The sequence below is a fragment of the Sporosarcina psychrophila genome (assembly GCF_001590685.1).
GTDB lineage: Bacteria > Bacillota > Bacilli > Bacillales_A > Planococcaceae > Sporosarcina > Sporosarcina psychrophila.
In genome coordinates this window covers 2,404,591-2,418,241 of record NZ_CP014616.1, presented here as the reverse complement: position 1 = coordinate 2,418,241, position 13,651 = coordinate 2,404,591, and the positions used below count along the sequence as shown (strand labels likewise).

At 36.7% G+C, this 13,651-nt stretch carries 12 protein-coding genes; all 12 read left to right on the top strand.

Annotated elements, in window-relative coordinates:
• Positions 1–67: 67 nt before the first annotated feature.
• The 12 genes from AZE41_RS11460 (at position 68) to AZE41_RS11405 (ending at position 13,492) form a co-directional block, all read left to right on the top strand.
• Entirely contained in the window at positions 68–700 is a 633-nt protein-coding gene (locus AZE41_RS11460) for a type 1 glutamine amidotransferase family protein (protein WP_067209427.1), read from the top strand.
• Between the two features lie 997 nt (positions 701–1,697).
• Positions 1,698–2,384, top strand: coding sequence for a CoA transferase subunit A (locus AZE41_RS11455; RefSeq protein ID WP_067209424.1), 687 nt, complete (start codon positions 1,698–1,700; stop codon positions 2,382–2,384).
• On the top strand, positions 2,371–3,024 hold the full coding sequence (locus AZE41_RS11450) for a 3-oxoacid CoA-transferase subunit B (RefSeq protein ID WP_197485310.1): 654 nt from the start codon (positions 2,371–2,373) through the stop codon (positions 3,022–3,024). Before AZE41_RS11455 ends, AZE41_RS11450 begins: the two co-directional genes overlap by 14 nt.
• Positions 3,025–3,076: 52 nt before the next feature.
• Positions 3,077–4,042 carry a 3-hydroxyacyl-CoA dehydrogenase family protein gene (locus tag AZE41_RS11445; RefSeq protein WP_067209421.1) on the top strand — a complete coding sequence of 322 codons (966 nt, stop codon included), beginning with the start codon at positions 3,077–3,079 and terminating at the stop codon, positions 4,040–4,042.
• Positions 4,039–5,223, top strand: coding sequence for an acetyl-CoA C-acetyltransferase (locus AZE41_RS11440; RefSeq protein ID WP_067209419.1), 1,185 nt, complete (start codon positions 4,039–4,041; stop codon positions 5,221–5,223). The genes AZE41_RS11445 and AZE41_RS11440 overlap by 4 nt, the downstream gene beginning before the upstream one ends.
• A gap of 319 nt (positions 5,224–5,542) precedes the next feature.
• The gene (locus tag AZE41_RS11435) at positions 5,543–6,757 is read left to right on the top strand and encodes an ABC transporter substrate-binding protein (protein ID WP_067209417.1); all 1,215 of its coding nucleotides are present in this window, start codon (positions 5,543–5,545) and stop codon (positions 6,755–6,757) included.
• Between the two features lie 270 nt (positions 6,758–7,027).
• Complete coding sequence (locus AZE41_RS11430; protein ID WP_156476027.1) at positions 7,028–7,771, top strand: SDR family NAD(P)-dependent oxidoreductase; 744 nt, start codon at positions 7,028–7,030, stop codon at positions 7,769–7,771.
• Between the two features lie 32 nt (positions 7,772–7,803).
• On the top strand, positions 7,804–8,691 hold the full coding sequence (locus tag AZE41_RS11425) for a branched-chain amino acid ABC transporter permease (RefSeq protein WP_067209413.1): 888 nt from the start codon (positions 7,804–7,806) through the stop codon (positions 8,689–8,691).
• Complete coding sequence (locus tag AZE41_RS11420; protein ID WP_067209411.1) at positions 8,645–10,459, top strand: branched-chain amino acid ABC transporter ATP-binding protein/permease; 1,815 nt, start codon at positions 8,645–8,647, stop codon at positions 10,457–10,459. The genes AZE41_RS11425 and AZE41_RS11420 overlap by 47 nt, the downstream gene beginning before the upstream one ends.
• A gap of 4 nt (positions 10,460–10,463) precedes the next feature.
• The gene (locus tag AZE41_RS11415; RefSeq protein ID WP_067209409.1) at positions 10,464–11,171 is read left to right on the top strand and encodes an ABC transporter ATP-binding protein; all 708 of its coding nucleotides are present in this window, start codon (positions 10,464–10,466) and stop codon (positions 11,169–11,171) included.
• 297 nt (positions 11,172–11,468) lie between these two features.
• Positions 11,469–12,380, top strand: coding sequence for a fumarylacetoacetate hydrolase family protein (locus AZE41_RS11410; protein WP_067209406.1), 912 nt, complete (start codon positions 11,469–11,471; stop codon positions 12,378–12,380).
• Positions 12,381–12,472: 92 nt separating this feature from the next.
• A complete protein-coding gene (locus AZE41_RS11405) occupies positions 12,473–13,492 on the top strand; it encodes a ketopantoate reductase family protein (RefSeq protein ID WP_067209403.1) in 1,020 nt (339 codons plus the stop codon).
• Positions 13,493–13,651 lie beyond the last annotated feature (159 nt).

Sequence of the window (13,651 nt, the reverse complement as noted above, 5' to 3'; positions counted from 1 at the left end):
CTGACGCTAGGTGTCAGGGAAGTCATGTTATATTTGACTATATTAAATGTGATTGGAGTGTTATTGGATGCAAACAAAAAAAGTTTTTCTTTATGTATTTAATACAATGTCGGACTGGGAATATGGATATTTAATTGCTGAACTAAACTCAGGAAGATATTTCAAAAAAGATTTAGCACCATTAAAAGTAATTACAGTAGGAGCTAATAAAGAAATTATTACTACAATGGGAGGACTGAGCATAAAACCAGATATTTCCCTTGATGAGTGTACTCTTGAGAGTACGGATCTTATAATTTTACCTGGAGGGAATACTTGGGGAGAAGATATTCATCAACCTATTTTGAAAAAAATTGGTGAGGCTTTAAAGCTAGGCACTATTGTTGCTGCAATTTGTGGTGCAACTGAGGGACTAGCGAATGTTGGATACCTAGATTCTAGAAAGCATACAAGTAATGACTTAGAGTATATTAAAATGGTCTGTCCTAATTATAAAGGAGAAAAATTTTATGAGATGGAACCTGTAGTATCTGGCGAGAATTTGGTTACTGCATCAGGGGTAGCTCCTCTGGAATTTGCGATGGAAGTAATGAAGAAATTAGATGTATTTGCACCAGATACATTGCATTCATGGTATAACCTAAATAAGACTCATAAACCCGAATATTTTTTCCAGTTAATAGACTCAATAAGTAGATGAGCTAAAAAAATCAACTTAGCAGTTTAATATTAGTTTAAATAAAAACCATGCTTTAGACGATGTCTAAAGCATGGTTTTTGTATATAACTTAAAATAAAGACCTTAAGAAGCAGTATAAATGCAACTTGATCTTTCATTCTTTTTACCTGTTTTTCATAAAATAAGTAATTTAATTATGCCGACTTTGAAGTCATGTAGTCAAAGCAAAGAGGTTGCTGTCAAAATATTTTTTCACTTTACTCTTGATATTATTCACACTCCGCAAAGGAAGAGAGTGTGAATAGATGCTAACATTTTGCTCACGCAATCAAATGAAAAACGCTTAATTCTCGTTAAAGATGTTACACCTCTGATTAGCTATAACTTTGATATACCGTACTTTTAGAACACATCGTTAAAGATATTACACACTTTCACCTTACGGGCGGCATGATGTAAGAAGAACCTTGAACCCTTGATATGTAAGGATTTGTAAGGTGAGAATTAGAGTAATGTCTTCTTCAAATTTCAATACGATATTAAACTGCTATTTAGAGAAGATCTTTTGTAAGTTCACTGAACTCACAAAAGGTCTTTTCTTCGATGTTTTTTGGTCATATTAGCGTAAATGTGAATTGTTGTATTAATATATTGATGTCTGAATGACCTAATCGCTCTTGGATATCTTGTACGACTGCCCCCTGCTTCAATCTGAGGGAAGTATGCTTATGTCAAAAGTTATTCGCCCTATCATTCGTCTCTTTAATAAATCCTTAAAACTCTGTTTCTCTTTGATTTATTAAAATTACACACCTTTAAATTGATTAATTTTTTTAAAAAATCAAAATCCATATTGACAGAATCTTCCCGGTTAAAGTACAATTAGACCACAGTCCAACTAGACTCTAGTCTAGTAATTAGAATGCATCTGTTTACTGACAGACTTTATTTATTGCAACTGAATCTTTAGCAACTAATCATCAATCACAAGAAAACACTTTCTCAAGGGGGATGAAAAATGAAAAAGGTAATTGAAAAAGAGGAATTAAGGGATTTAGTTAAAAGTGGCGATAAGTTATTAGTTGGCGGATTCGGTTTGTCGGGAACCCCATTAACAATTTTAGATGAGTTATTGGAAACTGACATCAAGAATTTGACAATTGTAAGTAACAATTTGGGAGATGACGGTCAAGGCTTACACAAATTATTCATGCAAGGGAAAATTAAGAAAGCGATTGGGTCATTTTTTACAACGAACAAAGAAGCAGTAATTGCTTGGCAAAATGGTGAATTAGAAATTGAATTAATACCCCAAGGAACACTTGCTGAGGCGCTTAGAGCTGGCGGTGCGGGCATTGGCGGATTCTATACAAAAACAGCTGTAGGAACAGAGCTGGCTAAAGGTAAGGAAGAGCGTGAAATTGATGGAGAACGTTATATTTTTGAAAAGGCCATTAAGGGAGATGTTTCACTAGTTAGAGCTAAGAAAGCAGATAAACTAGGTAACTTAATTTACCACACGACTGCGAGAAACTTTAATCCTATGATTGCGACGGCTGGTAAAATTGTCATCGCCGAGGTGGATGAGATTGTCGATGTTGGAGAATTAGACCCAGAATATATTGTGACACCACACGCTTATGTAGATTACATTATTGAAAGTAAATATGTAAAGAAAGGTGGCACATACGTTGATTCAAAATAAAAGGTATTTAATCGCCAAACGCATTTCAGAAGAGTTAGAAGAAGGACAAATTGTAAATTTAGGAATTGGCATACCTACTTTAGTTACCGAGTATTTAGGAGGTAGGAAGATTTACTTACAGTCGGAGAACGGGCTGCTAGGCATGGGGCCTTCACCCATAGAGGAGAAGATTGACATAGATCTAATTAGTGCAGGTAAGGAGCCAGTGAGTATTTTAAAAGGTTCTTCATTTTTTAGTAGTGCTGACTCTTTTGGACTCATTCGCGGTGGTCATGTAGATGTTGCAATACTAGGAGTGTTGCAGGTTGATATAAACGGAGAAATTGCTAATTGGGCGGTTCCGAATCAACCAATTCTAGGTGTTGGTGGGGCGATGGATTTATTAATAGGAGCTAAGAAAGTCATTGTCGCGGCAACATTATTTAACAAACATGGAGAATCTAAGCTCGTCAAAAATCTAACATATAACACAAGTGGTATAAGGCGGGTAGACTTATTAGTTTCTGAATATGCTGTTTTTAAATTTACTGAAAATGGTGTTAAAGTGGTTGAAATACTTGAAGATATCACTATTGAAGCATTAAGTGAGAAAGTGGGCTTCGAATTAACGTATTTGAAGGACAAGGTACTAGAACGATAGAAAGCTTGGTTATTGAGATTAAGTTCTATTCAGTAGGAAAGGGTGAAACGTTTTGATTAAACAAGTTGGAATTCTTGGCGCTGGTACGATGGGTTTTGGGATTGCTTTTCAATTTGCACTTAATGGAACGAAGACGATGTTATGTGATCTATCTGAAGAAGCGCTTGATATTGCGAAGGGGAAATTCGTTATTTACTTAAAAATATTTCGTGAAGAGGGATATAACATTCCTATAAGTGTCGAAGAAGTTATGTCCAATATAACATTTACAACAAAATTAAATGATTTGGCAGACCGTGATTTCATCATCGAAAGTATTTCAGAAAATTTAGCATTGAAACAAAGGATCTTTCAAGAATTAGATGTTATTTGCGGGGAACAAACAATTCTAGCTTCTAACACGTCGAGTTTACGACTTTCAGAAATTACTGTGAATGTTGAGAAGCACAAAGATAGAGTAATGTTGACACACTTTTTCAATCCAGCCCATATCGTTCCTCTTGTAGAACTTTTAAGAACTGAAGAGACAGATGATAAGGTATTTAATGAAGTAAAAGATTTTTTAGAAGTGAATAATAAAGTAACGATTGAAGTTAAAAAAGAAGTAGCTGGCCTTGTTGCTAATCGGATTCAGATAGCACTTGCAAGAGAGGCACTTTCCTTAGTTGAAGATGGCGTGGTCAGTGAAAAAGATCTCGATACAGCTATTTTCGCCGGTCCTGGTTTTAGATTTTCTTCTAGTGGTTTAATGAAAATTATGGATTTTGGTGGGCTAGATATTTGGAACATAACCATTCTCGAATTACAGTCCAAAATTGAATCGAGTGACCGAAGTTACAAAATTATTGATGATCGAATTGAGGCAGGTGCATTTGGTGTGAAGTCTGGACAAGGATTTTACAACTATCCAGGCAAGGGCCTTGATGGTTATGTTATTGAACGTGATACGGACTTAATTAAACATTTACTAAGTACCTATCCAAGTTTAAAAAAGAAAAAGGAGGAAGCTAATAAATGAATACTTATATTATTGATGGTGCAAGAACTGCATTTGGTACCTTTGGAGGATCTTTAAAGGATATTAGCGAAGTCGATTTAGGAGTGATCGCAACAACACAGGCGATTAAGCGAAGTAGTATTCCAGTTACGGATATTGATGAAATTATATTTGGTAACATCATTCAAACGAATAAAAATTCAGCGTATTTGGCTCGACATATTGGCTTAAAAAGTGGTTTAAAAGAGATATCTTCGGCATTAACATTAAATCGACTTTGCGGATCAGGTTTACAGTCGATTGTATCTGGGGCACAGTCCATTGCTTTAGGGGATGCAAATGTAATCGTAGCGGGTGGGACAGAAAATATGAGCTTATCCCCACATGTATTAAGAAGTACACGTTTTGGATCACCAAACAAGGCGCCAATTGTTGAGGACATGTTATGGGAGACGTTAACAGATAATCATGTTGGATGTGGAATGGGAATGACGGCTGAGAACCTAGCAACAAAATATTCGATTTCGCGTGAAGAACAGGATCAATTTTCCGTAGATTCACAAAACAAGGCAATTGCTGCAAGAAATAGTGGTCGTTTTGCAGAAGAAATCGTCCCGGTTAGATTAAAAGGTAGAAAAGGTGAGGAAATCATCTTTGATAGGGATGAGCATATTCGTGAAGGCACATCTGTAGAAGGTTTAGCCAAGTTGATGCCTGCTTTTAAGAAGGAGGGAACTGTCACGCCAGGTAATGCTAGTGGAATTAACGATGGGGCGGCTGCTGTATTATTGGCATCTGAGGAATATATATACGAACATAATATAAAACCGCTTGCGAAAATTGTCTCGTGGGGCGTTGCAGGGGTAGATCCTAATATTATGGGAATTGGTCCTGTACCAGCTAGCAAAAAAGCTTTAGAAAAAGCAGGTTTAACACTTGAAGATATTGATTTATTTGAGCTAAATGAAGCTTTTGCAGCTCAGTCTTTAGCGGTAATTAAAGAATTAGGACTTGATGCGAGTAAAGTTAATGTTAATGGAGGTGCTATTGCTCTAGGCCATCCGGTCGGCTCAAGCGGGACCCGTATTACATATTCATTAGCTTTAGAGTTAAAGAAAAGAGGAGCTAAGTATGGTCTAGCTTCACTTTGTATCGGTGGTGGACAAGGTATTGCCATTATTATTGAAAATACTGAGGCTTAAATAATTCAATTCTATCAAATAAAAACATAAGTGCTAATTGCAATCGATGGCAATATGTATGAAGAAAATGTATTTGGTTGCTAATGATGAAAGCGTTTTCGTTAGATTAGGCGTGTGGAAAGGCATTAACTCATCAATCGCAGATGTTGTTTTTTATGCGACGCTAGTGATCAACTCTCAGTAAATAGTAAGGAGGCTGATTATTATGTAAGGGTTTACACGCTTTTGGAATTGGTATCTTGGATATATTTGTTGGTCACAGAATATTTCTTAATACTAAACTTAACTTTGTTATCAGAAAAAAATGAGGGGGATTAAGATGAGAAAAAAACTTGTTAGTTCAATTCTTTTAAGCGTTTTATTAATTGTTACCGCTTGTAGTAATGAAAAAGAAGGTAGTAGTTCACCTAAAGAAGGTAATAGTTCACCTAGTGAAATAGTAATTGGTAATATCGGAGCGATGAGTGGAACAAGTGCTGTACTTGGGAAAGCGCAGTCACAAGGAGTAGAACTTGCGGTAAAAGAAATTAATGAGAATGGAGGTATCATGGGCGCTCAGGTGAGAATCGCCACACGTGATGATGAGGCTGACCCGACAAAATCCAAAACATTTGTGGAGGAATTAGTGGACAAGGAAAAGGCAAACTTTCTGATTGGACCTACAAATTCGACTCCAGCAGCAGCTTCAATGGCATATCTTCAGGAAAGTAAAGTTATTTCTATGTTGCCAGTAGCGACAGGTACAAATCTTATCAGCAAAGACAATCCCTATGCTTTTAGAATAACGCCGTCTAATGCTACACAGGCAAAGGCTCTTGTCAAAATTGCAGTAGAGAAAAAATATAAGAATATTGCTTTGGTTGCTGATACCTCTGCCCTTGGCGTGGATGGAATTACTGTTATGGAAGAGACGCTAAAAGAATATGGCGTTGAGCCTACTATAATAGCTACTTATAAGTCGGATGATCCAGACATGACGCCTATCGCACAAAAAATAAAAGAGGCTAACGCAGATGTTGCACTGTTCTGGACCTTAGGAGCTGACGGGGCAAAGATTGTAAGGTCTCTGGAACGAATCGACTATATTGATAAATTGAATATTTTAGGCTATACAGGAGTGGCCATGCCAAACTTTAAGGAACTGGCTGGCCCTGGAGCTAATAAAGTGTCAGTTATTTCTATGAACAACTGGGCAGTGGCTTCTGGTAAAACAGAGTTAGAGCCAAAATATTGGGAGATATATCAAAATATTATTAATGAATACGGCGAATATGAAAAACGTGATACAAACCCTACTTCCGTAGTACCAAGTTATGAGGCAGTTTATTTACTAAAGTGGGCAATTGAAAAAGCAGGTACAACTGATACCGATGAAGTTAAAAAGGTATTGGAAAATAGTGTGGAGGAATTCGAATCGGTTTTTGTAAAACAATATGCCTTTTCGGAGGAATCTCACGAGGGATACCCTTTAGCAGAATTGGATATGGCCAGCATCTCAGAAATGTTTAATGGCGATCTTTATATAAAAAAATAGTTTAGAACTATATGATGTCGGTCTCCTTAATTTTTAATGTGATCCTTCTTTATCTGGTTAGCTGACAATGATGAGCAGTATTAGGGTAGTGAAGGAATTTGGGGAGGCCAACTTAACTTGGGTTTTATGTAAGTGGGAGACTTATCCTTTATATATGACCAGGAAATCAATAAAAGAAAATCTTATATAAGTTTAAATTTTGAAGCCGTGATCATTTGGAAAATAGAATTCAGAGATGAAATTCGGTTTAATTTTTGGGAGGGTAATATTATGGGGAAATTAAAAAGTAAATACGCAATTGTTACTGGGGGTGGTAAAGGTATCGGTGAATCTATAGTTAATCGTTTTCTAAAGGATGGTATTGCAGGTATTGCAGTACTTGAATATGATCTGAACATGGCGAAAGAAATGATTTCAAGACTCGATAATAGTGGTGCTAAAGTTCTGCTCATTCAGTGTGATGTATCAAATGAAAAACAAGTAGAAATAGCTGTCTCTCAAGCTATGGAACATTTCGGTACTATTGACATACTTGTCAATAATGCTGGTATTACACAGGACAGTATGTTTCACAAGATGTCAGAGGAGGCTTGGGATGCTGTTATAAATGTAAATCTTAAAGGTGCATATTACCTTTGTAAACACGTTATACCCATTATGAGGAATAAAGCCATCGGAAAGATTGTAAACATCTCGTCCATATCTGCATTTGGTAATGTAGGTCAGGCTAATTACGCAACATCAAAAGCAGGATTAATTGGCTTTTCAAAAACTCTTGCGAAGGAAGGGGGACCAAAGAATATTATCGTGAACTGCGTTGCTCCTGGTTATATTGAAACAGACATGTATAAAACTGTCCCAAAGGAAATTATGGATGAACATATAAAGAACACCCCCTTAGGAAGACTTGGAAAACCTAATGAAATTGCCAGTGTTGTGTCTTTCCTTTCTAGTGATGATGCAAGTTTCTTATCAGGGCAATGCATAATTGTAAGTGGCGCTGCTACAACATGATGAGACTGGGAAGATAAGAGAGGAGAGTATATATGCAGGAACTAATATTTGCTCTTGCTAATGGAAGCATGTATGCCTTAATGGCGCTTGCCATAGGTATAATTTATTCTACAACACGTATCATTAACTTTGCACATGGCTCCGTTATTATGATAGGAGCCATGACAAGCTACTGGTTCATAAGTGCTTTTAATATGAATTACTTAGTTGCTATTTTGTTAGCAATACTTATTAACATATTACTAAGTATATTGATTTATAAGACAGCGGTCGAAAGATTAGGAGATTTATCGAAAAATTCAAGTTGGATTGTAACTCTCTTCGGTGCAAGTATCATTATAGACAATATTGCCCGAATGCTATTCGGAACGGAACCAAAAGCTTTCCCATTCCTTTTTGATGGTCAGGATATCCGTATTTTCGGTGCAAATATTATGTTGCACGAAATCATGATGATTATCATTGCAATATCGATAGGTATAGTTTATCAATTTGTAATTCAGAAAACTAGTTTTGGTAGAGCTGTTAGGGCTGTATCTTATAAACCGGATACAGCAAGAATCATGGGTATTCGAAGTAATGTCGTTGTGTTGACCTGTTTCGCGATATCAGGTGGTGTTGCGGCAATAGCAGGTGCACTTATTGCACCCATAACTTTTGCTAGCTATACAATGACATATGCAGTTGGTATCAAGGCTTTCGCAGCAGCGTTAATCGGAGGTTTAGGTAATACCAAAGGAGCGTTTGTTGGTGGGATTACCTTAGGTTTGTTAGAGGGAATTGTTGGAACGATGATCCCTGGTGGATTAAAAGATGCCGTTATCTTTTTAGTTATGATTATATTCATTATAGTTTTACCGGGAGGGATATTAGGTGCCAAAATTTTCAATAAAGGCAACTTCAGCGCAGAAAAAATATAGAATTTATTTCACTATCCTTTGGGTTGCTCTTTTATTGATTAGTTTAGTTATTCCACTAATGGCAGGTAGCTACTACTTGCGATTAGTAAGTTTAATATTCATATATATCATCCTAGCAATTGGATATAACATTTCTGCAGGCTTTAGTGGTATAACTTCTTTTGCTTTTGCCGCACATTTTGGTGTTGGGGCATATGTTTCAGCAGTGGCCATTACCGCCTACAACATGCCGTTTTTCGCGGGACTTATAGCAGGGGCAATAGCAGCTGCTTTAGTGGGTTTACTAGTTTCCCTTCCGGCATCTAAAGTAAAACACCATTACCTAGCTCTTATAAGTATTGGTTTACTAGAAATGGCGCATCGAGTGTTTAATGAATGGACCTGGTTTACTGGTGGTTCACAGGGGCTATTCGTCCCTACTTGGAATATTTTCGGATTCACTCTAGATACCCTTCAAAAGTACTATTTCATATTACTAATAGTAGTAATTTGTGTTATCGTACAGAGGAACATCGTTAAAAGTCGATGGGGTAGAGATTTAATTGCAATGACAGACAATGAGATTGCAGCAGCCGGGGTCGGAATTAACTTTAGTAAATATAGAATAATAGGCTACTTTTTTAGTTCATTACTGGCTGGAATAGCCGGAGGTATTTATGCTAGTTATAGTGGCTATTTAAGCCCTGATACCTTCAGTTTTCAATTTACAGTATTCATTCTTTTGATGGTGGTTTTGGGTGGACAAGGGACTCTGAGTGGTCCAATAGTCGGTGCTATCATTGCTACGATGATACCAGAATTATTTAATGCAGCACCTGACTTGAAACAGATTGTCTATGGCGCTCTTCTTGTCATAATCCCACAAGTACTTCCGGCGGGTATCGCAGGAACCATTAAGAAGCATTTTAGAGAAATAGATGATAATCAATATATTATGGAAAAAAGGGACCAAAAATTATTTGATATTAAGCGGAATGTTGTGAGTAATGGTAATAATTTTGATAATGATGCTATTTTAATTATCAAGAATCTTACTAAGAAATTTGGGGGACATACAGCTGTAGAAAATCTAAACATGACGATTAAAAGAGGGACGGTTCACTCACTAATTGGTCCGAATGGTGCCGGCAAGACCACAACTTTAAACATAATTACTGGAGTTGATAAGCCATCAACAGGAATGGTTATTTTTAATGATAAGGACATTACGGGTAAAAGTATTATTGATCTAGTTAGGCAGGGGATCTCGAGAACATTTCAACATGTGAGACTCTTTAACAATCTTTCGGTGGTTGAAAATGTTGCAATGGGGGGACGTCTATTTTATAGCTATTCACTGACCGATACCATGTTCCGTACAAGGAAAATGAAGAATGAAGAAAGAAAATCAATTTATGAAGCAATGGATTACCTTGATTTAATAGATCTAAGTAATCAAGCGAATAATGAACCGGAAAGCCTTTCAGCGGGTCAACAGAAGTTATTAGAACTGGCGCGAGCTCTGAGTATGAAACCAGAACTTCTAGTACTAGATGAACCATGTGCTGGCCTTTCAGATACAGAGACTATGGAGTTTTCTAAGTTGCTTAATAAAGTCCGGGAGGCTGGGATTACCGTTTTGATGATTGAACATCACATGGATTTAGTAATGGAAATATCCGATTATATTACAGTACTTGATTATGGCAAAAAAATAGCTGAGGGTGATCCGGCAAGCATAAATTCCAATCAAGTTGTCAGAAACGCTTATTTGGGTGAAGGGGCGTGAAACGATGTTACAAGTAAAGAATTTAACTGTAGGCTACGGGAAAACTGAAGTTGTTCATAATATCTCTTTCCAAGTAAGTCAAGGTGAAATCGTTACAATATTAGGAGCGAATGGTGCTGGAAAAAGCACAATTCTCAATACAATTGTTGCACTTCATAAGGGGAAAGGTGGAAGTATCTGCTTTCAAGGCAAAGAGATTTCCAATGATCGTCCCGATCAGCTAGTGCGCAAGGGAATTCGAATAGTACCGGAGGGGAGACAGATATTTCCTCAACATACTGTAATGGAAAACATTCTTTTAGGAGCGCATATTGTAAAGGATTCTAAGAAAACGCATGTTCTAATACAGTCGATTTTCGAACGTTTTCCACGACTCGAGGAAAGAAAAATGCAATTAGGGGGGACCCTTTCTGGGGGAGAGCAACAGATGCTAGCCATTGCAAGGTCGCTTATGACGGAACCATCCTTTTTAATTCTTGATGAACCCTCACTAGGACTTGCACCTATCATTGTAAATGAGGTTTTTGACCTTTTAAAGCAAATTAATTCCTCGGGTGTTACGGTGCTTTTGGTTGAGCAGATGGCAAATAGTGCATTAAAAATATCCGATCGTGCCTACGTCATAGAAACTGGGCGTATTGTTTTAGAGGGTACAGGAGAAGAGATACTTAATAATCCAGATGTCGCAAAAGCGTACCTTGGAAATGTATGAAATAATTCACTAGCGTCGGATAAAAAAATAGAATTCTAATAATGTAAATAGAATTTTCTTTAAACATTTTTCCATATCAATTTCTTGTAGAGGGCTTGATTATCTGCTCTTAAGTGAACGCGAATGTGTTTATATACAAGAAGATTGATGCTTTCATAAGCCTTCAACTAGTTGGAGTTGCGGGCTTGCTGGAAGGCAGTAAAATTGCTTCAATACGATGTTCATTCTAATAAAAAACAGAAGTTCACATAACTTGATCGGTGTTGAACAAAAATAATAAGAACAGGGGGATAAAGAATGAAATTTGTAAGTTTTATAAACATAAATGGTGAAGAAAGAGCTGGATGGATTGAAGGTCAAAAAGTTTACGACATGAATGAGCTATCTGATGGGATATTACCTTCTAAGCTACTTACATTTATTGAAGACCATGAAAAATATACCCCTATTCTTAAAGAATTATTAAAAGAAGAGCATAGCGGTACATATAACCTAGGGGATACTGAGCTTCTAGCTCCTATTCCAAGACCGCCAAGTGTGCGAGATTTTATGAGTTTTGAGTTGCATTTGAAAAATGCATATAAAAATTTAGAAAAAGAGATACCTAAAGAATGGTACGAAGCCCCGGCTTTTTATTTTACTAATCATCATGCGATTATCGGTCCGGAAACACCATTATCTTATCCCTCTTTTACAAAGTGTTTGGATTTTGAACTTGAGATTGCCTGTGTAATTGGAAAACAAGGTAAAGACATTAAAGCTGGAGATGCTGAAGATTATATTTTTGGATTCACGATTCTCAATGATTGGTCGGCTAGAGATATACAGATGGAGGAAATTAAAATAGGTTTAGGACCTGCAAAAGGAAAAGACTTTGCGACGTCAATTGGTCCGTATATTGTCACTAAAGAATCTCTACAGAAATATAAGATTGAAAATAGACATGATTTAACAATGACGGCGAGAATTAATGGGCAAGAAATTTCCAAAGGTAATTTAAAAGATATTCACTATTCATTTGCAGATATGATTGAAAGGGCGTCAATCAACGCCACGTTATACCCAGGAGATATTATTGGATCAGGAACAGTTGGAACAGGATGTCTATTAGAATTGAGTGGGGTCCAACAATCTTGGTTAAAACCAGGTGATACCGTTGAATTAGAAGTAACTGAGTTAGGTATTTTGAAAAACACGATTGTGGAATAACTAAATTGATTTCGCACAAGGAAGTTAAGATATAGGACACGATATTAACATGCTGCATATTAAGTTAATTATAAGAGAAAGGTGACTTGAAAATGAAAATTGGTATAGTAGGCGTTGGAGCAATAGGAACTGTGTTAGGAACATTATTAAACTCAAAAGGCATTGAAGTGGATTTAATAGATGGCTTTAAAGAAAATGTAATAGCAATGCAAAAAAATGGTACTGAAATAAGAGGCTCTATTCAAGTGAAAACACATGGGCATGCTTATTATCTAGATGACTTAACTGATAAATACGATTTGTTATTTCTACTAACAAAGCAATTCGATAACAAAGAGGTCTTAAATAAGCTTTTACCACATCTTCATTCTACTAGTATTATTTGTACTCTTCAAAACGGGGCTCCCGAAGAAAGTGTAGCAGAAATTATTGGAAAAGATAGAACGATTGGCGGAGCTGTGGGTTTTGGAGCGACATGGATTAAACCCGGTGTTACTGAATTAACATCGAAGAAAAAGGCTTTAGAAGAGTTTGCCTTTGAAATAGGAGAAATGAATGGAGAAGTTACTGAAAGAATTAAAGCAGTTAACGCAATTCTGCAAAATGTGGGTGGTTCTGAAGTATCTAATAACTTGCTTGGCATTAGATGGTCTAAAATATTAATGAATGCTACTTTTAGCGGGATGTCGGCCGCGCTTGGCTGTACTTTTGGTGAGGTATTAGACGATCCTAGGGGCTATTGGTGTCTTGCACATCTTGCCGACGAAACGATTAAAGTAGCCTACGCGCAAGGTATAGATTTAGTTAAAATGCAGGACCAGGATCTCGGACTTCTGGAGTTAAATGATCGTACCCCAAAAGAAATACTAAGTAAATTTCCTTACTTTAAAAAGACCTGGGATCAACACCGTGACACGAAAGCAAGCATGTTGCAAGATTTGGAGAAAGGAAGAACAACCGAGATTAATTACATAAACGGAGTTGTTAGTAACAAAGGAAAAGAACACGGTATTGCAACCCCCTATAATGATATGGTAGTTAAAATTGTGAAAGCCAAAGAAAAGAACAAGGAAATTAAAACGCTTCATTATATTGATGAATTCTTTAAGTGAAAAGATGTTAGAATTTCTGAGGCTGTATAGGTGCAATTGAACGAAGCGAATCCAGTCGCAATGTAAGGTTTCGATTCTTTTGGTTAGGTGAATAATCAATAATAGACCGCATATTGAAAGGCAGGAATCAGAGAAGATTATCTCCTCTGATTCCTGCCT

What these genes read in the sequence shown, in the direction of transcription:
- AZE41_RS11415 (WP_067209409.1), top strand. Translation starts at nt 10,464, where the DNA reads ATGTTACAAGTAAAGAATTTAACTGTAGGCTACGGGAAAACTGAAGTT.
- AZE41_RS11455 (WP_067209424.1), top strand. Translation starts at nt 1,698, where the DNA reads ATGAAAAAGGTAATTGAAAAAGAGGAATTAAGGGATTTAGTTAAAAGT.
- AZE41_RS11440 (WP_067209419.1), top strand. Translation starts at nt 4,039, where the DNA reads ATGAATACTTATATTATTGATGGTGCAAGAACTGCATTTGGTACCTTT.
- AZE41_RS11460 (WP_067209427.1), top strand. Translation starts at nt 68, where the DNA reads ATGCAAACAAAAAAAGTTTTTCTTTATGTATTTAATACAATGTCGGAC.
- AZE41_RS11405 (WP_067209403.1), top strand. Translation starts at nt 12,473, where the DNA reads ATGAAAATTGGTATAGTAGGCGTTGGAGCAATAGGAACTGTGTTAGGA.
- AZE41_RS11430 (WP_156476027.1), top strand. Translation starts at nt 7,028, where the DNA reads ATGGGGAAATTAAAAAGTAAATACGCAATTGTTACTGGGGGTGGTAAA.
- AZE41_RS11425 (WP_067209413.1), top strand. Translation starts at nt 7,804, where the DNA reads ATGCAGGAACTAATATTTGCTCTTGCTAATGGAAGCATGTATGCCTTA.
- AZE41_RS11410 (WP_067209406.1), top strand. Translation starts at nt 11,469, where the DNA reads ATGAAATTTGTAAGTTTTATAAACATAAATGGTGAAGAAAGAGCTGGA.
- AZE41_RS11435 (WP_067209417.1), top strand. Translation starts at nt 5,543, where the DNA reads ATGAGAAAAAAACTTGTTAGTTCAATTCTTTTAAGCGTTTTATTAATT.